This is a genomic window from Geobacter hydrogenophilus, assembly GCF_018501225.1.
In the GTDB taxonomy this organism is placed as follows: domain Bacteria; phylum Desulfobacterota; class Desulfuromonadia; order Geobacterales; family Geobacteraceae; genus Geobacter; species Geobacter hydrogenophilus.
Map to the genome: position 1 here is coordinate 128055 of NZ_JAHCZI010000004.1, position 23133 is coordinate 151187.

Genomic DNA, 23133 nt, shown 5'->3' on the forward strand with positions numbered 1-23133 from the left:
GAGGGGCCGCACAGCACGGAGGTTGAGCCATGGCCCGCAACGTTTACGTCGAAAAAGATGTCTGCATCAGCTGCGGTCTCTGCGTTGAGACGGTCCCCGAGGTGTTCCGCTTCGACGACGACAACCTGGCCGAGGTTTATGACCCGGCCGGAGCCGCCGAGGAGAAGATCCAAGAGGCCATTGACGCCTGCCCGGTTACCTGCATCCACTGGGGGTAGCCGGGCACCAATCCCATAAGACAGGAAGACCCATGATTATCCTGATCCTGAACTGCCGGGGCTATTCAATCCATTTCCAGCTCTTCGACTGGTCAACGCGAACCGTCCTCGCCCGGGGGGACGTGGACCGGATCGAGCTGGGCGATTCCTTCATCATCATGGAAGTACCGGGGCGGGACCCCTACCATCTGGACTCGGACTGCCCAAGCTTCGGGGCCGCCGTGGCCCTCATCCTCTCCACCCTCACCCATCCCCTGGAAGGCCCCCTCGACCGGGTCGGGCAGATTGCCGCCGTCGGGCATCGGGTTGCCCATGGCGGCGAACAGTTCACCTCGTCGGTCACCATCGACGCCGACGTCATTGCAGCGGTGCGGGGATTCGAGGAGCTGGCGCCGCTCCACATTCCCGCGAACCTGGCCGGCATCGAGGGGGCCATGGCGACCCTTCCCCGCACCCCCCACGTGGCGGTCTTCGACTCGGCCTTCCATCAGACGATGCCCCTCCACGCCTACCTCTACCCCCTCCCCTGGGAGTGGTATGAACAGCACGGCGTGAGGCGCTACGGCTTCCACGGCGCCCCCCACTGCTACGCAGCACGGCGGGGTGCGGCCCTCCTGGGGCGCGACCCGGCCCACTGCAACCTGGTCACCGTCCACATCGGCAACGGCACCTCCCTCTGCGCCGTGGAGGGGGGACGCTCCATCGACACGAGCATGGGGCTCACCCCCCTGGAAGGAACCATGATGGGGACCCGCTGCGGCTCCATCGACCCCGGCATCCCCCCCTTCATGATGCAGGAGGAGCAGCTTGCCCCCCGGGACATGGACCGGATCCTCAACCAGCGAAGCGGTGCAGCAGGGATCACCGGACTGAAGCTGGACCGGGCAGCATTCCTGGCCCGGGCCGCGGAGGGGGACGAGCGGTGCCTCCTGGCCCTGGAGATGGAGGCCTACCGCCTCAAAAAGCACATCGGCGGCTACGCCGCAGCCCTCGGCCGGCTCGACGCCGTGGTTTTCAGCACCGCCTCGGGGGACGGGGAGTGGCTCGTGCGGGAGAAGACCCTCGCCGACATGGAAATCTTCGGCATACGGCTCGACCGGGAGCGGAACCGGGCGGCCCGTTCCGTGGACCGGGAGGAGCGGGTCAGCGCCGACGATTCCCCCGTGGCGGTCTACGTGGTCCACACCGAGGAGGAGATGGTCTATGCCGAGGAGGTGGCGGCCCTCCTGAACGGCACTGGGGGGATGACAAACGCCTGAAACGGGGTAAACTGTTTTTCTCACCGGATACCATCCACCAAGGAGAGACTTATGTCGCTGGAAGGCAAACACGCTCCCGACTTCACCCTGGAGGGGAGCGACGGAAAGAAGCACTCCCTGAACGAGTATGCAGGGAAGACCACCGTCATCTACTTCTACCCCAAGGACAGCACCCCCGGCTGAACCAAGGAGGCCAACGGCTTCCGTGACCTGAAGCCGGAATTCGACAAACTGGGCATCGGCATCCTGGGGGTGAGCAAGGACAGCCTCAAGGCCCACGACAAATTCATCCGGGACCAGGGGATCCCCTTCACCCTCCTCTCGGACCCCGACACCACAATGATGACCGCCTACGGCGCCTTCGGCAATAAGCTCCTGTACGGCAAGACCGCCTTGGGGGTTATCCGCTCCACGGTGGTGGTCGGCCCCGATGGCACCGTGATGAAGCACTGGACCAAGGTGGCCAAGGCCGACGCCCATCCGGCCCAGGTGCTGGATTACCTGCAAAAGCGGTAGGGGCGCTGCTTGTCGCGCCCTTGCTGCGACCGTTACGACCGTTGACATGAGTTCCTCTTGCGCTAGAGTGTGAACTTGGCATTTCACTCGACATCACGGAGAGTAGAATGCAGCAAGCCGCCGCCACAAACCATTCCCTCTTCCCGACCCTGCCGCCCGAGTTTCTTCCCCTGGCGCTCTACACCCTTGCGGCAACCGTCCTGATCGGTGTGCTCCTCCTGGCAGCCTGGTGGCTCGGCGCGAAGACCACCAACCGCAACAAGGAACTCCCCTACGAATCCGGGGTCATCCCCACGGGGAGCGCCCGCCTCGCCTATCCGGTCCCCTTCTACCTCATCGCCATCTTCTTCATCGTCTTCGACGTGGAGGCGGCCTTCATCTTCGCCTGGGCCACGGCCTGGCGCGAACTGGGGCTGGCGGGGCTCGTCCATATCACCTTCTTCATCGTCATCCTCCTCCTGGGCCTAGTCTGGCTCTGGATAAAGGGAGGCCTCGACTGGGGTCCTTCAAGAGAACGGAGGGGCCATGGAAGAGGCTGAAATCTCACAGAACAACATAATTTTGGCCCGTCTCGACGACCTCATCAACTGGGGGCGCGCCAATTCCCTCTGGCCCATGTTCTTCGGCCTCTCCTGCTGCTTCGTGGAGATGATGACCTCCTTCACCTCCCGCTACGACATCTCCCGCTTCGGGGCCGAGGTGCTCCGGGGGACCCCCCGGGAGGCGGACCTCATGGTCATCGCCGGCACGGTCTTCAAGAAGATGGCCCCTTCCATCCTCCGCCTCTACGAGCAGATGGCCGAGCCGAAGTGGGTCATCTCCATGGGAAGCTGCGCCAACTCCGGCGGCATGTACGACGTCTACAGCGTGGTCCAGGGGGTGAACCAGATCATCCCGGTGGATGTTCACGTCCCTGGCTGCCCCCCCCGCCCCGAGGCGTTCCTCCAGGGGGTGATGCTCCTGCAGGAGAAGATCAAACGGGAGGAACGCCCCGCCCGCAAAGTTCTTCACATGGCTGGCGGAACCGAGGGGACCACCCGGCCGGTGCTGGTGGACGGGGTGACCAAATCCCGCGACACCCGGGGGACGGGGATGGAGGGGATCGCCATCCGGGGGACCTCAGTCCAACACCCCCACTTCTGGATGCCCCGCTCCGACGAGATGTGGCGCCCCCCGGCGCCGCGGCACGACTACCCCGACTTTGGCCTTGCCGGCGAGCTGGAGACGATCTTCGGCGACCGGGTGGCGGTGGAGCAGGCCGCCACCGACATGCTCACCTACCGCTGCCCGCCGGAACTGGTCCCGGACGTCCTGCGGCACTTGAAGTCGCGAAGAGACGCCCCCTTCCGGCGCCTGGAGGACGTGGCCTGCGTGGACGAATCGTGCCGCCGGGAGCGGGAGCGATTCAAGGACTTCACCGTCAACTACCACCTCCTGAACTTCGACCAACCGGGCCACCTCCGGATCAAGACGGAACTAACGGGGGAGACCCCGGAGCTTCCGAGCGTGACAACCGTCTTCCCCGCTGCCGACTGGTACGAGCGGGAGGCCTTCGACATGTACGGCATCCGCTTCGCCGGCCACCCGAACCTGCGCCGCATCCTCATGCCGCCGGACTGGGAGGGACATCCCCTGCGGAAGGAGCACCCCTTCAGGGCCACGGAGATGGCCCCCTACACTACGGAGGACGCCCGGCGCCACCAGGCCCTGCCGGCCAGTGATTTCTTCGACCGGGTGGACGAGGAGACCCTCATCCTCAACCTCGGCCCCCAGCACCCGGGGACCCACGGGATCATCCGCTTCATCCTCAAGCTGGACGGCGAAGAGATCGTCGACATGGACACCGACATCGGCTACCACCACCGGGGGGCCGAGAAGATCGGCGAGCGCCAGCACTGGAACCAGTTCATCCCCTACACCGACCGGATCGACTACCTGGCCGGGGTCCAGAACAACCTCGCCTACGTGAACAGCGTGGAGCGGCTCTGCGGCATCACCGTCCCGGACCGGGCCATCGCCATCCGGGTCATGCTGGCGGAGCTCTTCCGGATCGCCAGCCATCTCGTCTGGCTCGGCACCTTTGCCGCCGACGTGGGGGCCATGACTCCGGTCTTCTACACCTTCACCGACCGGGAGAAGATCTTCGACATCATCGAGATGGTCACCGGCGGCCGGATGCACCCCTCCTGGTTCCGGATCGGCGGCGTGACCGAGGACCTCCCCGAGGGGTGGGACGGGGCGGTGAAGGAATTCCTCGCCTGGATGCCGGTGCGGCTCAAGGAGTACGAAGACCTGCTGAAGGAAAATCCCATCTTCAAGGCACGGCTCAAGGGGGTCGGTGTCATTACGAAGACCGAGGCCATGGAGTGGGGGATCACCGGCCCGAACCTGCGGGCCTGCGGCTTTGCGTGGGATCTGCGGAAGAAAATCCCCTACAATGGCTACCAGCACTTCCACTTCGAGATTCCCACGGAGGAGGGGGGGGACTGCTGGTCCCGCTACCGGATCAGGGTCGAGGAGATCCGCCAGTCGCTCCACATCGTGGAGCAGTGCTGGAGGGAGATGCCCGCCGGGCGCTGGATCACCGACGACTATCGCTATGTCCTCCCCAGGAAGCGGGACACGCTCCACGACATCGAGTCCCTCATCCACCACTTCATCAACGCCACGCGGGGGATGGCGCCCCCCAAGGGGGAGAACTACAGCGCCATCGAGGCCCCCAAGGGGGAGAACGGCTACTTCGTGGTGAGCGACGGCCTCAACGTCCCATACCGGGTGCGGATCAAGACCCCGAGCTTTCCCCACATTCAGGCCCTCCCCCTCATGAGCCGGGGGTGGCTCGTGGCGGATTTTCTCGCCATCATCGGGTCCATCGACTTCGTGCTGGCGGACTTGGACCGGTAGGAAAGTGATGGCTATGGAACATGCAGGAGAACTCGTGGAAGTTCTAGCCTCTATTCTCGGCACTTTTCTGCTGGTGTTGGCCATTGTCTGGCTTTTAGTCTGTTATCTGCTGTCCAAGGCCGGAGGGTGGCGGCGGCTCGCCTCCGACTACGGGAACCCTCTTCCTTACACGGGGAAGGTTCACCGGGGAGTGAGCGGCCTGCTGCGCGGATTTGCCCAGTACCGGAGCGCCCTCGTTGTGGGAGTCGACCAGTACGGCCTCCGCCTCGAACCGGTCGCCCTCTTCAAACCCTTTCATTCGCCACTCTGCCTCCCCTGGAGCGATCTGGTTGGAGTCCGCGATGAAGAGGTTCTCAAGCTGCGGGAGGTGACGACCCTCACCTTCCGCAAACATCCCACAGTCACCGTCTCCCTGGCCAGATCCTGTGCCGACTGGGTGCGTACCGAACTGGGGGGACACTGGCCGATGGCGGCCGGCTGACGGGGATAGAATGATTCCTGACACCTTGAAACAGCAGCTTGCGGCCCGCATCGCCCACGCCGTCACCAACCGCGAGGCGGCGGTGGACGTGATGAAGGAGCTGCAGCGGCACTACGGCTGGCTCACCGACGAGGCGGCGGAGGCGGCGGCGGAGCTTCTGGGGCTGACGCCGCTCCAGGTGGAGGAACTGGCCACCTTCTACGAGATGATCTACCGCCGGCCGGTGGGTAAGCGGGTGGTCCACATCTGCGACTCCATCTCCTGCTGGGCCATGGGGGGGGAGAGCCTCATGGCGCACCTGACGGCGAAGCTCGGCGTCGAACCGGGAGGGACCACGGCGGACGGGATGTTCACGCTCCTTCCCTGCTGCTGCCTCGGCAACTGCGGTGAGGCGCCAACGCTGATGATCGGCGACACCCTGTACGGCCGGGTGACGCCGGAGCGGGGGGAGGAAATCCTGAGTAAAGCGCGGGAAACCGCGGCAACCGTGCCGGAAGGACCCGGCACACCACAAGAGGAGGAGAACGTATGAAAAAGGGAATTATCATCTCCATCAGCCTGCTGGCCACGGCGGCGTTCGCCACGGCCGGCCTCGCCGACACCAGGAAGGGGGAGAAGATCGACGGCGCCAAGGAATTCCAGAAGCACTGCGCCTCCTGCCACCCCGACGGCGGCAACATCGTCAATTCCGCCAAAACCCTGAAGAAAGCGACCCTGGAGGCCAACGGAGTCAAGACCTGGAAGGACATCGTCGCCAAGATGCGCAACCCCGGCCCGGGAATGACCAAGTTCGAGAAAAAGGAAGTGAGCGACAAGGAAGCGAGGGCGATCGCGGAGTACGTCCTGAAGACCTTCAAGTAAAGCAATGATCAGGCTCAAGCGGATATACGACCCGCCGGCGCCGGATGACGGGACACGGATTCTCGTGGACCGCCTCTGGCCCCGGGGGATCGCCAAGGACGAGGCGCGGCTCGACGAATGGCTGAAGGAGATCGCCCCCAGCAATGAGTTGCGGAAGCAGTTCTGCCACGATCCGGAGCGGTGGGCGGAGTTTCGGGCAAGCTACCGGCGGGAACTGGGAGCGAACGCGGAGCTTCTGGACCGCCTTCGGAAACTGGCGAGGGAGGGGACGGTGACCCTGCTCTTCGCAGCCAAGGACGAGGAGCACAACAACGCGGTGGTATTGAAGGAACTGCTGGATTAGCACTAAGCGCCGACCAGGACCCCCCTCAGTCCCCCCTACCTTGTAGGGGGGAAGCGAGCAATGCGAGCAGGGGGGTGAACAGCAGGAGTTTACACAAAATCCCCATGGAACAGCCCCTCTTCCGACATAACCGCCCCGGCCGGTGCGTGACCTTTGTCGAGTACCGAGCCGAAGGGGGCTTCGCGGCCCTGGAGAAGGCCCTTGCCGGCATGTCCCCCAACGACGTCCAGCAGGTGGTGATCGACTCAGGCCTGCGGGGGCGCGGCGGCGCCGGCTTCCCCACGGGAAAGAAGTGGTCCTTCGTCCCCCGGGACATCCCCGGCCCCCGCTACCTCATCTGCAACTGCGACGAGATGGAGCCGGGGACCTACAAGGACCGGGTGCTCCTGGAGGCGAACCCCTATTCCCTCGTAGAGGGAATGACCTTGGCCGCCTACGCCATCGGCGTGGCCCACGCCTTCATCTTCATCCGGCGGGGATACGAGGAGGCGGCGGAGAACTGCCGCCGGGCCATCGCCGAGGCGAAAGCGGCGGGGCTCCTGGGGGAGAACATCCTCGGCACCGGCTTCTCCCTGGAGCTGGACGTCCACCAGTCCGCCGGGCGCTACATCTGCGGCGAGGAAACCGCCCTCATGAACGCCCTGGAGGGAAAGCGGGCCAACCCGCGGGCAAAACCCCCGTTCCCGGCGGTGAAGGGGCTCTGGGGGCGCCCCACGGTGGTGAACAACGTGGAGACCCTGGCCAACATCCCGGCCATCGTGGCCAACGGCGCGGCCTGGTTCAAGGGGCTGGCGCGGATTCCCGAGGCGGCGGGGATGAAGCTCTTCTGCGTGAGCGGCCACGTGAACAACACCGCCTGCTTCGAGCTGCCGCTCGGGATGACCCTGGGCGAGATTATCGACGGCCCCTGCGGCGGGATGCTCCCTGGCCGGGAGTTCAAGGCGTGCATCCCGGGCGGGGCGTCCACGCCGTTTTTCACCAAGGCCCACTGGAATGTCCCCATGGATTTCGACACCGTGGCCAAGGCGGGGTCGCGGCTCGGCACCGGCGGCATCGTGGTCTTCGACCAGAACACCTGCATGGTGGCGGCGACCCTGAACCTGGTCGCGTTCTACGCCCGGGAATCGTGCGGCTGGTGCACCCCCTGCCGAGAGGGGCTCCCCTTCGTGCAGGACGTCCTCGCCCGGATCGAGGCGGGAGAGGGACGGGAGGAGCACATCGGCATCCTCCGGGAGCACGTGCAGTACCTGAACTACGCCTTCTGCCCCCTGGCCCCGGGCGCCATGGGGCCGGTGGAGGGACTATTGCGGCTCTTCGAGGACGAGATCCGGGAGCACATTGTTCTGGGGCGCTGCCCCTTGGGAGGGAAATGATGGCAATGGCAACACCGACGGACGACTTCGGCGGGCTCGTCACCCGGGCCACGCGGCTCTGGACGGGGAATTTCGGCAACCTGCTCATCCTCTCCCTGGTCTTCGTGCTGGTGTGCTGGATCCCCATCGCCAACGTGGGGTTCCTGGCCGGCTACATCCGGGCGATCCTCAAGGTGGCCCGGGGGGAAAAGGCCGAGGCGGGGGACATCTTCCGGGCCTGGGACTGCTTCGGCGATCTCTTCGTCTACCTCCTTCTCGTGCTCGTGGCCCAGTTCGCCCTTAACCACGTGCCGGGCATCGGCCAGGTGGCGGGATTCGTCCTGGCGGTGGTGGTTACCCCCGGCATGTACGGGATCATCGACCGGAGAATGAAGTTCATGGATGCCTTCCGCTGGAGCCTTGAAGCCATCAAGGGGGATCTGGTCGGCTGGCTCCTGGCGGTCCTCATCGGCGGCATCTTCATGGCCGTGGGGGCGCTCCTTCTCGGCATCGGCATCATCATCACCCTCGGCTGGGGAAGCCTCGTCATGGCGCTCCAGTACGACCGGGAACAGCCCCGGGTGATCATCCTGTAGCGAGAGACCATGCCCAAGCTCGTCATCGATCACATACCGATGGAGGTCCCCGCCGGCACCAGCGTCCTGGAGGCGGCCAAGAGCGTCGGGATCTGGATACCCCACTTCTGCTACCACCCGGCCCTGGGAAGCGTGGGGGCCTGCCGGCTCTGCGCCGTGAAGATGCTGGACGGCCCGGTGAAGGGGATCCAGATGTCGTGCATGCTCCCGGCCCAGGACGGGATGGTGGTCTCCACCACCGACCCCGAGGCCCTGAAGATGCGGAGCCTCGTCATCGAGTGGCTCATGACCAACCACCCCCACGACTGCCCGGTCTGCGACGAGGGAGGCGAGTGCCTCCTCCAGGATTACACCGTGGCTGGGGGGCATGGCATCCGGCGCTTCGAGGGGAAAAAGCGGACCCACGTGAACCAGGATCTCGGGCCGTACATCGAGCACGAAATGAACCGCTGCATCCAGTGCTACCGCTGCGTCCGGTTTTACCAAGAATACGCCGGCGGGAGCGACTTCGGGGTCTTGGGGAGCGCCCGGCGGGTCTACTACGGCCGGTTCGAGGAGGGAAAGCTGGAATCCCCCTTTTCCGGGACCCTCGTGGACATCTGCCCCACCGGCGTCTTCACCGACAGGACCGCCCGGTTCCGGGCCCGCTACTGGGACTACGAGATGGCCCCGTCGGTCTGCCCCTGGTGTTCCCTTGGCTGCAACACGGTGCCGGCGGCCCGCTACCGGGAGCTCCTGAAGACCATTGCCCGGGAGAACCCCGCCGTGAACGGCCCCTTCATCTGCGACCGGGGACGCTTCACCAATGCCCCGGTGAACGACCCGGCGCGCCCCCGGGCGCCCTTGGTGGACGGGAAAGAGGTTACGTGGGACGCGGCCCTGGACGCCCTCATGGTGCGGGTCAGCGAACTGGAAGAGCTGTATGGCCCCGGGAGCCTCGCAGTGGTCGGCTCGCCCCGGCTCGCGCTGGAGGGGAACATCCTTCTGGCGCGCCTGGCAGACCTCCTCGGCGCGGGGCACCTCTGCTACTTCGCCGACAGGGAGGAGGGGGAGCGGGTCGCCGCGGCAGTCGACCTCCTTGCCAGCGACAAAGCCTCCTCCATGGCGGATGTGCGCAAGGCCGACTGCGTGGTCATCCTCGAAGCGGACCTCCGGGACGAGGGGCCCATGATGCTTCTGGCGGTCCGGCAGGCCTGGCGCCACGGCGCGCCGGTCTTCCTGGTGGGGAAGCACGCCCCCCTGGGGCAGGCCCGTACCGTCTCCATGGAAGCCATCGAACTCAGCATCCTCGAAGAGGTTCCCCTGGCCATCTTCGAACGGCCCGTGGTCATCTGCGGGACCAGGAACAGCACCCGCGCCGCCATCGAGCTCCTTGCCCGGGCCGACGCAAAGATCGCCTGCCTCCTCCCCGGCCCCAACGCCTTCGGGGCAGGGCTCCTGGCAAGGGAGCACGGAGCGGTCACCCTGGCCGAGGCCGTGGGCTCCGGAAAGGTGAAGGGGATCATTGCCGTGGAGGCAGACATCCCGGAGGAGCTTCTGGCGCAAGTTCCCCTGGTCGTTGCCGCCGACTGGCTCCCCACCGAGACGCTCCGGCGGGCCCAGGTGGTCCTCCCCACCGCCGCCTGGGTGGAGATGGACGGCACCTTCGTCAACAACGAGGGGCGGGCACAGCGCTTCCGCAAAGCAATGGTTCCCGGCCTGCCGATCCGGGGGCTCCCGGCCCGCTTCCACGCCTCACCGGACAAGCCGGCGCCCTTCCACCCGCCCCGGGTCCATCGGAGCGCCCCCCCCGGCGGAGAACCCCGGCCAGCGTGGCGGATCGTGGCGGAACTCATCAAGCGCTGCGGAGGGGAAGCAGAGACTGACCCCTTTGGGGGGCGGTGGGAAGCGCTACGGGGACTCGACCCGGAGGGGGACGGGGTGAGGCTGAAAGAGTGATACATGTTCCATTTGGGTAGATGAGCAGGAGAAAAATGAACCCGAAAACTACAGCAACGGTTGTCAATTTGATATGCTTGGTTTCCATTGTCGTACCAGTCATCGTTCAAATGTCATGGGCGCGTCCTATTGGGATAATATTTTTCTTCATTATGCTCCCAGTGCTCACGTATGGAGCTGGAATTATTAACTTGATCTTGGCTATAAAAACCAAAACGAATTCAGCAAGCATTGTAAATAGCATCGGAGCCGCAGGATTCGCCGCGTGGTTTTGGTATGTGCAAATTGACATGTACAGGCATCCTGACGCTCAAAGTCCAATTTTGTACGCATTTATTACGCCGTACTCTCTCATAGTCATGATTCCCTTATGGATACTTTGGTCTTATGTGAATAAATCGAAAAAGTAAAGTGAGTGCCCAACATGGCCCTACACACTGACTCCTCTCCACGCTTTACGTTCCGGTAGCCGGTGAGAGCCAGCCCCGTTATGCAAGACAACAAATTCAACATCAGGAGACTATGCCAATGATCCCGGAAAAACTATTGGAAATCATGAAACAGGACGGAGTTGTCGCCATTGCGACCTTGGGAGAGGATGGTCCCCATATGGTCAACACGTGGAATGGTTATATCAAGATATCGCCAGACGGGCGTTTGTTCATTCCTGCGGGATACATGCATAAGACCGAAGCCAACGTTGCCTATAATCCCGATGTGCTGATCACCTTGGGAAGCAGCAAGGTTGCGGGGTTGCACGGTCCCGGCGCCGGTTTCCTGATCAAGGGCAAGGCGGCCTTCATAACTTCCGGCCCGGATTTTGACTTTATGAAGGCGAAGTTCAACTGGTTACGAGCCACATTGGCCGTTACCATCGAATCTGCCACGCAAACCTGGTGAGCCTTGCGTAGTATCCAATCGCAAACCTTGCCGGCTGAGGGTGACCGAGCAACTTGACAGGCTGAGACGACAGGCAGCGAAACAGAGATGACCGAATGACCGCCTTCGCCCTCGACAAACACTGAAAAGGGGACAGGCTGCTTTATTGATGTCCAAAAGGATTTGCCACCATGCCAACCATCTTGAGAATAGGCTCCTTTCGCTTCCATTTCTATTCCGACGAACGGAACGAGCCGCCGCACATTCATGTTGAAACGCCCGAAGGGGAATGCAAATTCTGGCTCGACCCTATCGTGCTTGCCCGTAACAAGGGTGTTCCGCCCTTAGTCGTGCGGGCAATAGAACGGCTGGTCTTTGAGCACCAGGTCTACCTCAAGGAGAAATACTATGAATACCACCACTAATAGCATCGAAATACCTGAACCCGCTGCCATCCGGGTATGGGTCGAGAAGCGGACCGTCTTTCTGGAACTTACCGACGGACGTATTATCGGCTTTCCGGCGGACCGGTTCAAAATTCTTTCGCGGGCCACGGACGAACAGCTGCAGAATGTCGCCCTCAGGCTTAACGGGTATGCACTGCGCTGGGAAGAGTTGGACGAGGACATAACGGTGCCGGGCATCGTGGCGGGCAACTTCCAGCTTCCTTACATGAAAGAGGCTTCGTAGGAAGAACGCACCGAATGTCACCGATAGCCCTCGACATAGCCATCCACCTGGCCAAGATCGCCCTGATCTTCTTCGTGGTGCTGACCCTGGCGGCCTACCTGGTCTTCGCCGAGCGGCGGATTCTGGCCTGGATCCAGGACCGGAAGGGGCCGAACCGGGTGGGGCCGTTTGGACTCCTGCAACCGTTGGCGGACCTCATCAAGCTCCTGACCAAGGAGGATTTCCGACCCGCCGGGGCCGACAAGTGGCTTTTCTACCTGGCCCCGGCCATGGCGGCGATCCCGGCTATCCTCACCTTCGCGGTGATCCCCTTCGGGGCGCCGCTACAGCTCTTCGGCAGGGAGGTGCCGCTCCAGGTGGCGGACCTGAACGTGGGGCTCCTTTTCTTTCTGGCACTCTCCTCCATTGCGGTGTATGGTGTGGCCTTGGGGGGGTGGGCGTCCAACTCCAAGTACGCGCTTTTGGGCTCTATTCGGGGGCTGGCCCAGCTCATCTCCTACGAGCTTTCCATGGGGCTGTCGCTGGTGCCGACGGTGATGCTGGCCGGGTCGCTCCGGCTCTCGGACATCGTGGGGGCCCAGGAGGGGATCTGGTTCATCGTCTATCAGCCCCTGGCGTTCGCGATCTTCCTCATCAGCATCGCGGCGGAGTGCAAGCGGATCCCCTTCGACATCCCCGAGGCGGAGGGGGAGCTGGTGGCCGGGTTCCACACCGAGTATTCGGGGATGCGCTTCGGCCTCTTCTTCGTGGGGGAGTACATCAACATCATCGTCCTTGGCGGGCTGGCCACCACCTTCTTCCTGGGGGGATGGCACGGGCCGTGGCTCCCCCCCTTCGCCTGGTTCTCGGTGAAGACCCTCGCCTTCGCCTTCTTCTTCATCTGGATGCGGGGGACGCTGCCGCGGCTTCGCTATGACCAGCTCATGCACCTGGGCTGGAAGGTGCTGACGCCGCTGGCGCTGGTCAACATTCTTGTCACCGGCTGGATACTGATGCTCCGCTAACGGAGCGCCGAACATTTTCCACGGAAAGGAGGGGAACGGGTAGTCCGCACGCATCAAGGTATTACTCACGCATTGGTCATTGTCCCGGAGAAGTGAACTCATTCAAAGGAGGACGTGTCATGGTTGAGAACGTGAATACCAAAGACAAGCATGGGCATACGCCGCTCATCGAGGCGGCCAAGACAGGGGACGCCGAGACGATCAGAGATCTCCTGAACCGCGGCGCCGACATGGAAGCACGGAGCGAGAAGGGGAAGACGGCCCTGCACTACGCGGCGGCCAACGGCAAGGCTGCGGCCATCAAGACTCTGCTGGAGGCGGGGGCTGAAGTGGACCCGCGAGACATTGAATGGCATACCCCCCTCATGCTGGCGGCCAACTACGGATGCAACGAGTGCGTGGAAACCCTTTTGACGGCCGGCGCCGACCCCCTGGCCAAGATGAAGCTCGGCAACACCGCCCTGACCTATGCGGAAGCGAACGGACACCCCGACACCCTGGATCTGATAACGAAGGCCCAGCGGGCCAAGGCTGGAAACGCCTGATCCCGCGAGGAGACGTTACCGCAGGGGCGGGGGATGCCTCGCCCCTCTGTTGCGACCATGCCCATCATCACCGACTTCAAAGCAATCGCCACCGGACTCTTTGTCACCTGGAAGCACATCTTCCGCAGGAGCGTCACGGTGGAATACCCCGAGGTGAAGCGGACCCCCGCCCCCCGCTACCGGGCGAGGATCGTCCTCACCCGTGACCCCGACGGGGGCGAGCGGTGCGTGGCCTGCTACCTCTGCTCCGCCGCCTGCCCCGTGGACTGCATTTCCATGGAGGCGGCCGAGGACGGGAACGGCCGCCGGTACGCCCGGTGGTTCCGGATCAACTTCTCCCGCTGCATATTCTGCGGCCTCTGCGCCGAGGCCTGCCCCACCCTCGCCATCCAGATGACCCCCGACTACGAAATCTGCGAGCGGGACATCATGGAACTGGTCTACGAGAAGGAAGACCTCCTCATCGACGGCTGCGGCAAGGACCCCGCCTACAACTTCTACCGCCATGCCGGCATCGGCGTCGCCCAGCCACGGGGCGCCGGGGAGCGGGAGGAGGAACCGGTTGATGCGCGGGGGCTCATGCCGTGACACCCCCTCTTTCCAGTCTGGGCACCTGACATCGGATCGATCTCACCCCCCTCCCTTCTCTTCCGTACGCCATCCTCGCGTCACGCCAACAGCAATCACACGAAAATGAAACAATGGTTTACATCTGCCTATCCTTATGATATTTAGGTGTTACGATACATAGCGACCGAGGAATAATGCGTTTAAAATTTGCAGGCAGACACCGTGGTTTACGCCCAACAGGGGGCTTTATCTCAGGAAGAGAAAGGAGAGTCGCATGAATCGTATCCGTCTGTTCGCCGTCATGGTCATGGCAACCCTTGCCGTGGCATCCCAGGCCCTGGCCGGAGATTTCGGGACCGCAGCAGAGGCAAAGGCCATGCTTGAGCGGGCCGTGACCGCCATCAAGGCCAACAAGGCCGACGCCCTGGCCAAGTTCACCAAGGGAGAAGGGGGCTTCAAGGACCGGGATCTCTATCCCTTCTGCGGGGGGGCCGACGGCAACTTCACCGCCCATCCGAAACTGGTGGGGAAAAGCCTTAAAGAGTTGAAGGACAAGGCAGGCAAGCCCCTCGGGGAGGAGATGTACGCCGTTGCCAAGGAGGGAACCATCAGCGAGGTTTCCTACATGTGGCCCCGTCCCGGGAGCACTGACCCGGTGCCCAAGGTGAGCTTCGTGACAAGGGTGGACGACCAGGTCTGCGCGGTGGGCTACTACAAGTAAAACAGCATGCCGGATTGAAATTCCCTCCAGGGGGAATGGACGCATGGGGCCTCCTCGGCAGAAAACCGCCGGGAGAGGCCCCTTTTTTTCTGCAATTTACCCTCGGTATGGTAGATTTTATCCGATATGGAATCGGCACTCTTCTACATCCTGTCCGCCGTGACGGTCACGGGCACCGCCTTCGCCATCACGGAAAAGCACGCGGTGCACGCCATCGTCTACCTCGTCACCTCGTTTTTCGCCCTGGCGGTGATCTTCTTCCTGCTCGGGGCGCCGGTGGTGGCGATCTTCGAGGTGATCATCTACGCCGGCGCCATCATGGTCCTCTTCCTCTTCGTCATCATGATGCTCGACCTGGGGCATCCGGAGCGGGCCCGGCTTCCCGGCATCCGAGAGTGGTGGCCGGCCCTTGCCCTCGGCACCGTGACCCTGGCGTCGGCCCTGGCACTCGTCGTCTCCCGCGCTCCGGCGATTTCGGCACCGGGAAAAGCCATCGGCGTCAAGGAGTTCGCCCTGGCCCTCTTCGGCAAGTACGGCGTGGCGGTGGAAGTCATTTCGATGCAACTCCTTTTCGCGCTCGTCGGGGCGCTTTACCTGGCACGGAAGCGATAGGAACACTCGTGCCGAACGGGCGGCACGGTGCATATCAACAAGGAGGAATGGCATGAAACATCTCAAGGGAATGGTTGTTCTGCTGGCTGCAGTAGTGGCGATGTCCGCGGTCGGGTGCAAGAAGAAGGAGGAAGGTGCGGCCGAGAAGGCGGGAAAACAGCTTGACAAGGCCGTGGAAAAGGCCGGGGAAGGACTTGGCAAGGCAACTGAAAAGAGCAAGGAGGCTGTCGAGAAGGCCGGTGAAAAGGTGGGCGAGGCCGTCGATAAAAGCAAAGAGGCGGTCGAAAAGGCTGCCGACAAAACCAAAGATGCGGTCAAGGATGCCACTCACAAGTGACCTATGATCGTCCCCTTTGAGCACGTCCTGATCCTGGCCGGCATCCTCTTTGCCCTGGGGCTCGTCTGCGTCCTGGTCTGGCGGATGAACCTGATCATGCTTCTCATCGGCATCGAGGTGATGCTCAACGCCGCCATGCTCGCCTTCGTGGGAGGGGCGGCCCGATGGGGAATGGCCGACGGCCAGGTCTTCTCCCTCGTCATCATGGCTCTCACCTCGGCCGAGGTCTCCCTGGCCCTGGCCATGGTGGTCTACCTCCATCGGCGCAAGAGTACGGTGGATGCCGACGAGTTCAGCGAGCTGAAGGGATGAAACTCTACCTCACTCTCATACTTCTCCTGCCGCTCCTGGGAGGCGCCGTCAACGCCCTCGCAGGGCGCAAACTCCCCCGCCGCGCGTGCGAGGCCCTGGCCTGCACCGCGGTCTGGGGGGCCTTTGCCTGCGCGGCCCTGGCCTTTGCGGCCTACCGGGCCCCGGTCACGGTGGAGCTGGCTTCGTGGCTGGCGGACTTCGATTTTTCCGCCCCTGTTACCCTCTACCTGGACCCCCTCTCCCTGGTGATGATGGTGATGGTCACTTTCGTCTGCGGCCTGATTCACCTCTACGCCGTGGGGTACATGGCCGAAGACGCGAGCTACGCCCGGTTCTTCGCCCTCCTGAACCTCTTTGTTTTCGCCATGCTGGTCCTGATCCTGGCGGAGAACCTGCCGCTCCTCTACCTGGGATGGGAGGGGGTCGGCTTCTGCTCCTACGCCCTCATCGGCTTCTGGTATGACGACCCCAAGAACGCCACCGCCGGCCGCAAGGCGTTCATCGTGACCCGCATCGGCGACACCGCCTTCGGCATCGGCATCGTCTGGTGCTTCCAACTCTTTCGGACCGAATCCATCAGCCAGATCAACCAGATGGGGTTCCTGATGCCCGTTGGGGTCATCACCGCACTGGGGCTCCTCTTTCTGGCCGGGGCCATGGGGAAATCGGCCCAGGTGCCGCTCATGGTCTGGCTCCCCGACGCCATGGCCGGCCCCACGCCGGTGTCGGCCCTGATCCACGCCGCCACCATGGTCACCGCCGGGATCTACCTCATGGCCCGGATGTCGCCCCTCTTCGACGCGGCTCCCGTGGTCATGGCGGCCGTGGCCGTCACCGGCGCGGTCACCGCCTTCTACGGCGCCTCGTGCGCCCTGGTGCAGCGGGACTTCAAGCGGGTCCTGGCCTACTCCACCATCAGCCAGATCGGCTACATGATGCTCGGGGTCGGGGCCGGCGCCGTCACCGCCGCCACCTTTCACCTCCTGGAGCATGCCTTCTTCAAGGCGCTCCTCTTCCTGGGGGCCGGCTGCGTCATCACGGCCCTCCACCACGAGCAGGACATCTTCAAAATGGGGGGGCTGCGCAGGCGGATGCCGGTCACCTTCTGGGCCTTCCTGGCCGGGGCAGCCTGTCTGGCCGGGCTTCCCCCCACCGGCGGCTTTTTCAGCAAGGATGCCATCCTGGCAGCGGTCTGGGCCAAGGGGGGCCTCCTCTACGGCGGACTCTTCGCCCTGGGGCTTGCGGCAGCGCTCTTCACCTCCTTCTACACCTTCCGGATGGTCTACCTGGTCTTCGGCGGCGACGGGGTTAAGGAGATCCACCATACCCCCCGGATCATGGAGACGATGCTCCTCCCCCTGGCGATCCTGGGGCTTCTCGGAGGGTTCATCCACCTCCCCGCCTTTCTGGCCGACGGCTGGCTCGGCCGCTTCCTGGCCACGGCCCTCACCGAAGAGACGGCCCACCTCTCCCACGGCGAGGAGATGGCCGTGGAGGCAACCGCCGCCCTCGTGGCCCTCGCCGGCCTCGCCGCAGCCCACCTCCGCTACGGGGGAATACGGCGCACGGCCCGAATCGAAGCGGCCGCCGCGGAACCCCGGGGGATCACCGCCTTCCTCCTGAACGGCTGGTACGCGGACAATTTCTATCGGTTCCTCTTCATCCGCCCCTACGAAGCGCTGTCAGGCTTCCTCTGGCGCCGGGTGGACGAAGGGGTGATCGACGATTCCCTCGATCGTTTGGCCGAGGGCCTGGGAAAGACGGGCCAAGGGCTTGCGCGGTGGAACTGTGGGCGGGTGTCGGTCTACCTCCTCAGCTTCGCGGCGGGACTGGCGCTGATCCTCGGGTGGCTCGCGTGGGGATGGGTAGGCTAGGGGACCACAACAGTTTGGACGACGCTGGTGGTGCCAACCTGCGGGATAAGTATTCCATTTGGGAAGATCACCGGTTCACGCACGCGGGGAGTACCTGCACATTCAAAAGGTCATCGATGATTTCGATGGTCGTACCATCAAGGCATGGAGCATTACCTTTAGCCTTGTCGCACTGGTCGGTGCATTCGCAAGCCATGCTCCGGCTGTGTTTCTGGTGTCTTTCATCCAAAAGGAGACATTATCATGAAAGGAATACTCGGGTTGGCAGGACTGATGATCTACATTTTAGTATTGGCAGGATCACCTGCCCTTGCTGAACAACCGACCGGAAAACAACTTTCTGCAACCGAGATCAGGAAAACGATTATTGGTAACACCACGCGCCTCATTACCAAAAAAGGAAATAAGATCGTCGTGTTCTGGAAGGAAACAGGAACCGTGTATGGGACGGGCGAAGCTGGCGGGCGAGTCTCCGGTACTTGGAAGATCACTGACGAAGGCCAGCTCTGCTCCAGTTGGAACACCAGCAAATGGGAGAGCGGTTGTCGTAACCTGTTTCTTGATGAAAAGACAGGGCAGATTCAAAATTACAATAGAGAAGGAACTCCGACGGGAACTATAATCGAGATTTTGCCGGGAAATCCCGAACAACTTTATTAAGGAAGAGAGCTCACAACAAGGCCACGACAAACCTGCGCCGGTAGAAAGCCCGGAGCAGCAGGCGGTCTCCGCTTCGCTTCGCCGTGCGCCCTGCTCTCGTTGGATGCACCGGCCTTCGAATGCCGCGCCCCTGGCGGAGGGTACCTATGCTGATGACTGATTTCCCGATCGAGCTTTCGATCCTGGACTCCGTGAACGAAGGACTGTACGTCTGTGATACCGACCGCCGGATCGTTTACTGGAGCAAGTCCGCCGAGCGGATCACCAACTGGAGCCCGGAGAACGTGGTTGGCCGAAAATGCATGGACAACATCCTGAGCCACGTGGACAAGGACGGCCGCAGCCTGTGTGGCGAGGAGTTCTGCCCTCTGTATCGCTGCATGGTCACCGACCAGGCGAGCAGTGCTCCCGTCATCGTCATCGGCCAAACCAGAACCGGAGAGCGCAAACCGATGGCGGTGTACGTTGCCCCGCTCCATGATGAAAACGGGCAAGTGATCGGGGGGATAGAAACCTTCCTCGATTTTTCGGAACCGTTTGCGGATCTGGAGCGGGCCAAGCGGATTCAGACCCTCTCCCTGGATCACAATCTGCCGCAGGACAGCCGGTTCAGCTTTTCCCCCTTCTACCTTCCCTACGACATGATCGGCGGTGACTATTTCGCCATCCGCCAGCTGGATGCCGACCACTACGGCTTTCTCCTCGCCGACGTGATGGGGCACGGCGTTGCTGCCGCCCTTTACACCATGCACCTGAGCTCGCTCTGGAGCCGTCACTACCAGCTCCTCAGGCAACCGGCGGAATTTGCCGGCATCCTGAACGGCGAACTGTGCAGGGTCGTTCATGACGAGTCCTTTGCCACCGCTGTCTGCGGCATCCTGAACGCGGCGGAAAGGAGCATGCGGATCGTATCTGCCGGCGGGCCGCCTCTCCTTCTGGTGCGGGCCGATGGCAGGGCAGAACAGGTGCCGGCTCACGGGCTGCCGTTCGGCATGATCGACAACGTCGATTACGATGAAAGTGACTTTACGTGTGCAGCCGGGGACTCCCTGCTGATGTTCACCGACGGGGCCGTCGAAATCAGCAGTGCCAGCGGGCGCATGCTGGGAACGGAAGGATTGCTCGGCATCCTGCGCTCACAGGGATACCCGGAGGAGCAGATCGTACTCAAGCGGCTGCACGAGGCTTTGCTGAAGTATTCCAGCGGGGTGCGCCTTGATGACGACATGACCCTGCTCGAAATTCGTTTTCCCTGACCGGGATAGCGACAGAAGCACCCCTTGCTGGCACGAAGAAGACGTGGTTTGGCCGGAAAACTTTGACGTTGAAAGGTACTTCGTGAAAAAGCTCCTCTCGTGGGGCGCCGTCGGGCTCCTGACGAGCGCCCTGCTCGATCCGTTCATTTATTCCATGCTGGAGAAGCCGATTCCGTGGCTGCGTGATATCCTTATGGCGGCGGGTTGCTGCGCCTGCTTCTATCTCCTGATTCGCTTCCGCGATGAGCTGTGACGACGGTGGGGAGAAGACAAAGGCTCGGCGCCGTGCTGAACTGCAGAAAACAGGTACGCAATCGTGACCTCTTACCCGATCCTCACAATCCTCATCTTCCTCCCCCTGGCGGGGTGCCTCTGTCTGGCACCGGTCTGGAGCCGCCGGGCAGCGGTTCGCCCCATCGCCCTGGGGTTTGCCGTGGCGGAACTGGCCCTGGCCGGATGGCTCCTCGTGACCGCCCCGGGGATGCCGACGGCGCCGGGGGCGCCGGCAGGGTATTTCCTCTGGGAGGATGCGGCCTGGATCGAGCGGTTCGGCATCCGCTACCTCCTGGGGATGGACGGGATCAGCCTCCTCATGGGGGCGCTCACGGCCTTTATCACGGTGGTGGCCATGGCGGTGTCGTGGCGCGCCGTCACCGAGCGGACCGCGCTCCACTACTTCCTCATCCTCCTCATGGAAAGCGGAATCATGGGGGTCTTCCTCGCCCTCGATCTCGTCCTCTTTTACCTCTTCTGGGAGGTGATGCTGATCCCCATGTTCTTCCTGATCGGCATCTGGGGGCACGGCCGCCGCATCTACTCGGCGGTTAAGTTCTTCCTCTATACCCTCGCGGGATCGCTCCTGATGCTCCTGGCCATCATCGGGGTTTACCTCATCCATGGCGACGCCACCGGCACCTACACCTTCGCCCTCCCCCTCCTGGCCAAGGCCCCCATTGCCCACGCCGCGGCGCCGTGGCTCTTCGGGGCCTTTCTCCTGGCCTTCGCCATCAAGTTCCCCCTCTTCCCGGTCCACACCTGGCTCCCCGATGCCCACACCGACGCCCCCACGGCCGGGAGCGTAATCCTGGCGGCGCTCCTCCTGAAGACCGGGGCCTACGGGCTGGTCCGCTTCGGCTACCCCCTCTTCCCGGAGGCGGCCAGAGGGTTTACGCCGCTCCTCTCCGTGCTGGCCGTCGTCGGCATCCTCTACGCCTCATGGATCGCCTACGCCCAGGAGGACATGAAGCGGATGGTGGCCTATTCCAGCGTGGGGCACATGGGGTTCGTGGCCCTGGGGATCGCCTCCTGGAGCCCGGTGGCCCTGTCGGGCTCCATCCTCCAGATGGTGAACCACGGCGTCACCACCGGCGCCCTCTTCGCCCTGGTGGGAATGCTGGACGAGCGGACCGATACGCGGGAGCTCGCCGCCTACGGCGGGGTGTGGGGGAAAGCGCCCAAGCTCGCCTTCTTCTTTCTCCTTTTCGCCATGGCCTCGGCGGGGCTGCCGGGGCTCAACAACTTCACGGGCGAGTTCCTGATCCTCGCGGGGGTCTTCCGGACTACGCCGGCGGCAGCGGCCATCGCCTTTATCGGCATCGTGCTGCCACTCATCTACACGGTGAGGCTCGTGCAGGAGGTGCTCTTCCAGACAGAACGGCAGCCCCTGCAACTGCCGGACGTGACCCTGCGGGAGGGGGCGCTTCTGGCGGTGCTGGCGCTGATCGGCGTGTCTATCGGCGTCCATCCGAAGCCGCTCCTCGATATCCTCAAGGTGCCGGTGGCGCTCCTAACGGGGACGGCGCCATGACCACAACCGAGCTCTGGACCCTCATCCCTCTTCTGATCCTCGCCTGCGGCAGCGTCCTCGTGCTCATGCTCGGGGCAATCGTGCCGGGACGGTGCGGCACCGCCATCGGCGTCGCAGCCTGCGCCGGCACGGCCCTCTGGGCGCTTCTGGCTCCGCCGCAACCCATGGCGCCGCCGACCCTGGGGGTTACCTTCACCCCCTTTGCGCGCTTCTTTCTGGCTTTTTTCGCCGTGACGGCAGGCTTGTCGCTCCTCCTGGCCCACGACCACGCAGCGCGGCAGGGATTGAAGGGAGAGGAGTACCCGGCCACGGTCCTCTTCGGCGCCTTCGGCATGGGGGTGGTGGCGAGCGCGGCCAACTTCCTGACCCTCTTCCTGGGGCTGGAGGCCCTGACCTTCGCCTTCTACATCCTGGTGGCCTACGACCATAACCGTCCCGCATCGGGGGAAGCGGGACTCAAGTACCTCCTCATGGGGGCCGTGTCGGCGGCCTTTGTGGCATTCGGCATCGCGCTCCTCTACGGGGCCACGGGCACCCTGGAAATCGGCCGGGCCGTGGCCGCCTCGGCAGCCGGGGGGGGAATCGCCCTGGCTGGATGGGGGCTCCTCTTGGCGGGGCTCGCCTTCAAGATATCCCTTGCCCCGGCCCACCTCTGGACCCCGGACATCTACCAGGGGGGGCCGACGCCGGTGGTGGCCTTCCTCGCCTCGGGCTCCAAGGGGGCAGCCATCGCCCTCTTCCTCCTCATCCTCCCTCCCCTGGGGGGGATCGGCCCCCTGCGGGCGCCCCTCTGGGGTCTGGCGTTCCTCTCCATGACCGTCGGGAACCTGGCGGCGCTCCTGCAGCCCAACGTGAAGCGGATGCTCGCCTACTCTTCCGTGGCCCAGATGGGGTACGTGGCCCTGGCGCTCCTGTCGGGGGGACGGGGATACGAGGCGGCGGCCTTCTATGCCGTGGCCTACGGAGCCATGGGCCTTGCGGCCTTCGGCGCCCTTGCCTCCCTGGAGGGAGAAACGCCGCTGGAACAGGTGGATGACCTGCGGGGGCTCGGCTATCATCGCCCCTTCCAGGGGGTGGTGCTGGCCGTGGCCATGCTCGCCCTGGCGGGAATTCCTCCAACGGTGGGCTTTGCGGGGAAGTTCGCCATCTTTTTCGCGGCCCTCAAGGGTGGCGAGGCGCCCCTGGCGATCATCGGCATCCTCACGGCGGCGGCATCGGCCTACTACTACCTGCGGGTGGTGGTGAACCTCTACATGAAACAGGCGGATGAGGCGGGCTCCAGACAACGCCCCACCGTTGCGGAGGCGCTCTCCCTTGGCATTGCAGCCCTCGCCATCATCATCCTCGGCATCTGGCCCGGCCCCCTCTTCGACCTGGCCGCCGCAATCCTTCTCTAGA

28 protein-coding genes are annotated in these 23133 nt (G+C 63.6%); all 28 read left to right on the forward strand.

What is annotated here, in order from left to right:
• Window positions 1–29: 29 nt before the first annotated feature.
• Entirely contained in the window at window positions 30–218 is a 189-nt protein-coding gene (locus KI811_RS08830; RefSeq protein ID WP_214186109.1) for a ferredoxin, read from the forward strand.
• 32 nt (window positions 219–250) lie between these two features.
• Window positions 251–1477, forward strand: coding sequence for an acetate/propionate family kinase (locus KI811_RS08835; RefSeq protein ID WP_214186110.1), 1227 nt, complete (start codon window positions 251–253; stop codon window positions 1475–1477).
• A 51-nt stretch (window positions 1478–1528) separates the two neighbouring features.
• On the forward strand, window positions 1529–1993 hold the full coding sequence (locus tag KI811_RS08840; protein WP_214186111.1) for a peroxiredoxin: 465 nt from the start codon (window positions 1529–1531) through the stop codon (window positions 1991–1993).
• 107 nt (window positions 1994–2100) lie between these two features.
• Window positions 2101–2532: an NADH-quinone oxidoreductase subunit A gene (locus KI811_RS08845; protein ID WP_214186112.1), complete on the forward strand. Its 432-nt coding sequence runs from the start codon at window positions 2101–2103 to the stop codon at window positions 2530–2532.
• On the forward strand, window positions 2519–4897 hold the full coding sequence (locus tag KI811_RS08850) for an NADH-quinone oxidoreductase subunit B/C/D (RefSeq protein ID WP_214186113.1): 2379 nt from the start codon (window positions 2519–2521) through the stop codon (window positions 4895–4897). The genes KI811_RS08845 and KI811_RS08850 overlap by 14 nt, the downstream gene beginning before the upstream one ends.
• A gap of 34 nt (window positions 4898–4931) precedes the next feature.
• On the forward strand, window positions 4932–5378 hold the full coding sequence (locus tag KI811_RS08855) for a hypothetical protein (protein WP_214186114.1): 447 nt from the start codon (window positions 4932–4934) through the stop codon (window positions 5376–5378).
• A 10-nt stretch (window positions 5379–5388) separates the two neighbouring features.
• On the forward strand, window positions 5389–5910 hold the full coding sequence (gene nuoE, locus KI811_RS08860; RefSeq protein WP_214186115.1) for an NADH-quinone oxidoreductase subunit NuoE: 522 nt from the start codon (window positions 5389–5391) through the stop codon (window positions 5908–5910).
• A complete protein-coding gene (locus tag KI811_RS08865) occupies window positions 5907–6239 on the forward strand; it encodes a c-type cytochrome (protein WP_214186116.1) in 333 nt (110 codons plus the stop codon). The genes nuoE and KI811_RS08865 overlap by 4 nt, the downstream gene beginning before the upstream one ends.
• A 4-nt stretch (window positions 6240–6243) precedes the next feature.
• Window positions 6244–6582: a DUF488 domain-containing protein gene (locus KI811_RS08870; protein ID WP_214186117.1), complete on the forward strand. Its 339-nt coding sequence runs from the start codon at window positions 6244–6246 to the stop codon at window positions 6580–6582.
• A 104-nt stretch (window positions 6583–6686) separates the two neighbouring features.
• Window positions 6687–7955, forward strand: a complete 1269-nt coding sequence (gene nuoF / locus KI811_RS08875; protein ID WP_214186118.1) for an NADH-quinone oxidoreductase subunit NuoF — start codon at window positions 6687–6689, stop codon at window positions 7953–7955.
• Window positions 7955–8530: a zinc ribbon domain-containing protein gene (locus tag KI811_RS08880; RefSeq protein WP_246551586.1), complete on the forward strand. Its 576-nt coding sequence runs from the start codon at window positions 7955–7957 to the stop codon at window positions 8528–8530. The genes nuoF and KI811_RS08880 overlap by 1 nt, the downstream gene beginning before the upstream one ends.
• Window positions 8531–8539: 9 nt before the next feature.
• Window positions 8540–10468: an NADH-quinone oxidoreductase subunit NuoG gene (nuoG, locus tag KI811_RS08885; RefSeq protein WP_214186119.1), complete on the forward strand. Its 1929-nt coding sequence runs from the start codon at window positions 8540–8542 to the stop codon at window positions 10466–10468.
• A gap of 528 nt (window positions 10469–10996) precedes the next feature.
• Entirely contained in the window at window positions 10997–11368 is a 372-nt protein-coding gene (locus tag KI811_RS08890) for a pyridoxamine 5'-phosphate oxidase family protein (RefSeq protein WP_214186120.1), read from the forward strand.
• Window positions 11369–11538: 170 nt separating this feature from the next.
• Complete coding sequence (locus tag KI811_RS08895; RefSeq protein WP_214186121.1) at window positions 11539–11772, forward strand: DUF4160 domain-containing protein; 234 nt, start codon at window positions 11539–11541, stop codon at window positions 11770–11772.
• Window positions 11756–12037: a DUF2442 domain-containing protein gene (locus tag KI811_RS08900; RefSeq protein WP_214186122.1), complete on the forward strand. Its 282-nt coding sequence runs from the start codon at window positions 11756–11758 to the stop codon at window positions 12035–12037. Before KI811_RS08895 ends, KI811_RS08900 begins: the two co-directional genes overlap by 17 nt.
• A gap of 14 nt (window positions 12038–12051) precedes the next feature.
• A complete protein-coding gene (gene nuoH / locus KI811_RS08905) occupies window positions 12052–13041 on the forward strand; it encodes an NADH-quinone oxidoreductase subunit NuoH (protein WP_214186123.1) in 990 nt (329 codons plus the stop codon).
• A 119-nt stretch (window positions 13042–13160) separates the two neighbouring features.
• On the forward strand, window positions 13161–13586 hold the full coding sequence (locus KI811_RS08910; protein ID WP_214186124.1) for an ankyrin repeat domain-containing protein: 426 nt from the start codon (window positions 13161–13163) through the stop codon (window positions 13584–13586).
• A 57-nt stretch (window positions 13587–13643) separates the two neighbouring features.
• Window positions 13644–14174, forward strand: a complete 531-nt coding sequence (gene nuoI / locus KI811_RS08915) for an NADH-quinone oxidoreductase subunit NuoI (RefSeq protein WP_214186287.1) — start codon at window positions 13644–13646, stop codon at window positions 14172–14174.
• Window positions 14175–14430: 256 nt separating this feature from the next.
• A complete protein-coding gene (locus KI811_RS08920) occupies window positions 14431–14877 on the forward strand; it encodes a cache domain-containing protein (protein ID WP_214186125.1) in 447 nt (148 codons plus the stop codon).
• A 126-nt stretch (window positions 14878–15003) separates the two neighbouring features.
• The gene (locus tag KI811_RS08925) at window positions 15004–15489 is read left to right on the forward strand and encodes an NADH-quinone oxidoreductase subunit J family protein (RefSeq protein ID WP_214186126.1); all 486 of its coding nucleotides are present in this window, start codon (window positions 15004–15006) and stop codon (window positions 15487–15489) included.
• A 52-nt stretch (window positions 15490–15541) separates the two neighbouring features.
• Window positions 15542–15826, forward strand: coding sequence for an Rv0909 family putative TA system antitoxin (locus tag KI811_RS08930; protein ID WP_214186127.1), 285 nt, complete (start codon window positions 15542–15544; stop codon window positions 15824–15826).
• A gap of 3 nt (window positions 15827–15829) precedes the next feature.
• Window positions 15830–16138: an NADH-quinone oxidoreductase subunit NuoK gene (nuoK, locus tag KI811_RS08935; RefSeq protein WP_214186128.1), complete on the forward strand. Its 309-nt coding sequence runs from the start codon at window positions 15830–15832 to the stop codon at window positions 16136–16138.
• Window positions 16135–18012, forward strand: coding sequence for an NADH-quinone oxidoreductase subunit L (gene nuoL, locus KI811_RS08940; RefSeq protein WP_214186129.1), 1878 nt, complete (start codon window positions 16135–16137; stop codon window positions 18010–18012). The genes nuoK and nuoL overlap by 4 nt, the downstream gene beginning before the upstream one ends.
• 243 nt (window positions 18013–18255) lie before the next feature.
• Entirely contained in the window at window positions 18256–18672 is a 417-nt protein-coding gene (locus tag KI811_RS08945; protein WP_214186130.1) for a hypothetical protein, read from the forward strand.
• A 146-nt stretch (window positions 18673–18818) separates the two neighbouring features.
• A complete protein-coding gene (locus KI811_RS08950) occupies window positions 18819–19928 on the forward strand; it encodes a SpoIIE family protein phosphatase (RefSeq protein WP_214186131.1) in 1110 nt (369 codons plus the stop codon).
• Between the two features lie 82 nt (window positions 19929–20010).
• Window positions 20011–20181: a hypothetical protein gene (locus KI811_RS08955; RefSeq protein ID WP_214186132.1), complete on the forward strand. Its 171-nt coding sequence runs from the start codon at window positions 20011–20013 to the stop codon at window positions 20179–20181.
• Between the two features lie 63 nt (window positions 20182–20244).
• The gene (locus KI811_RS08960) at window positions 20245–21735 is read left to right on the forward strand and encodes a complex I subunit 4 family protein (protein WP_214186133.1); all 1491 of its coding nucleotides are present in this window, start codon (window positions 20245–20247) and stop codon (window positions 21733–21735) included.
• Window positions 21732–23132, forward strand: coding sequence for an NADH-quinone oxidoreductase subunit N (locus tag KI811_RS08965; protein WP_214186134.1), 1401 nt, complete (start codon window positions 21732–21734; stop codon window positions 23130–23132). Before KI811_RS08960 ends, KI811_RS08965 begins: the two co-directional genes overlap by 4 nt.
• Window position 23133: the final 1 nt, after the last annotated feature.

Coding starts and splice junctions, on each gene's coding strand:
- KI811_RS08830 (WP_214186109.1), top strand. CDS start 30: ATGGCCCGCAACGTTTACGTCGAAAAAGATGTCTGCATCAGCTGCGGT.
- KI811_RS08835 (WP_214186110.1), top strand. CDS start 251: ATGATTATCCTGATCCTGAACTGCCGGGGCTATTCAATCCATTTCCAG.
- KI811_RS08845 (WP_214186112.1), top strand. CDS start 2,101: ATGCAGCAAGCCGCCGCCACAAACCATTCCCTCTTCCCGACCCTGCCG.
- KI811_RS08850 (WP_214186113.1), top strand. CDS start 2,519: ATGGAAGAGGCTGAAATCTCACAGAACAACATAATTTTGGCCCGTCTC.
- nuoE (WP_214186115.1), top strand. CDS start 5,389: ATGATTCCTGACACCTTGAAACAGCAGCTTGCGGCCCGCATCGCCCAC.
- KI811_RS08865 (WP_214186116.1), top strand. CDS start 5,907: ATGAAAAAGGGAATTATCATCTCCATCAGCCTGCTGGCCACGGCGGCG.
- KI811_RS08870 (WP_214186117.1), top strand. CDS start 6,244: ATGATCAGGCTCAAGCGGATATACGACCCGCCGGCGCCGGATGACGGG.
- nuoF (WP_214186118.1), top strand. CDS start 6,687: ATGGAACAGCCCCTCTTCCGACATAACCGCCCCGGCCGGTGCGTGACC.
- KI811_RS08880 (WP_246551586.1), top strand. CDS start 7,955: ATGGCAATGGCAACACCGACGGACGACTTCGGCGGGCTCGTCACCCGG.
- nuoG (WP_214186119.1), top strand. CDS start 8,540: ATGCCCAAGCTCGTCATCGATCACATACCGATGGAGGTCCCCGCCGGC.
- KI811_RS08890 (WP_214186120.1), top strand. CDS start 10,997: ATGATCCCGGAAAAACTATTGGAAATCATGAAACAGGACGGAGTTGTC.
- KI811_RS08895 (WP_214186121.1), top strand. CDS start 11,539: ATGCCAACCATCTTGAGAATAGGCTCCTTTCGCTTCCATTTCTATTCC.
- KI811_RS08900 (WP_214186122.1), top strand. CDS start 11,756: ATGAATACCACCACTAATAGCATCGAAATACCTGAACCCGCTGCCATC.
- nuoH (WP_214186123.1), top strand. CDS start 12,052: ATGTCACCGATAGCCCTCGACATAGCCATCCACCTGGCCAAGATCGCC.
- KI811_RS08910 (WP_214186124.1), top strand. CDS start 13,161: ATGGTTGAGAACGTGAATACCAAAGACAAGCATGGGCATACGCCGCTC.
- nuoI (WP_214186287.1), top strand. CDS start 13,644: ATGCCCATCATCACCGACTTCAAAGCAATCGCCACCGGACTCTTTGTC.
- KI811_RS08920 (WP_214186125.1), top strand. CDS start 14,431: ATGAATCGTATCCGTCTGTTCGCCGTCATGGTCATGGCAACCCTTGCC.
- KI811_RS08925 (WP_214186126.1), top strand. CDS start 15,004: ATGGAATCGGCACTCTTCTACATCCTGTCCGCCGTGACGGTCACGGGC.
- KI811_RS08930 (WP_214186127.1), top strand. CDS start 15,542: ATGAAACATCTCAAGGGAATGGTTGTTCTGCTGGCTGCAGTAGTGGCG.
- nuoK (WP_214186128.1), top strand. CDS start 15,830: ATGATCGTCCCCTTTGAGCACGTCCTGATCCTGGCCGGCATCCTCTTT.
- nuoL (WP_214186129.1), top strand. CDS start 16,135: ATGAAACTCTACCTCACTCTCATACTTCTCCTGCCGCTCCTGGGAGGC.
- KI811_RS08945 (WP_214186130.1), top strand. CDS start 18,256: ATGAAAGGAATACTCGGGTTGGCAGGACTGATGATCTACATTTTAGTA.
- KI811_RS08950 (WP_214186131.1), top strand. CDS start 18,819: ATGCTGATGACTGATTTCCCGATCGAGCTTTCGATCCTGGACTCCGTG.
- KI811_RS08965 (WP_214186134.1), top strand. CDS start 21,732: ATGACCACAACCGAGCTCTGGACCCTCATCCCTCTTCTGATCCTCGCC.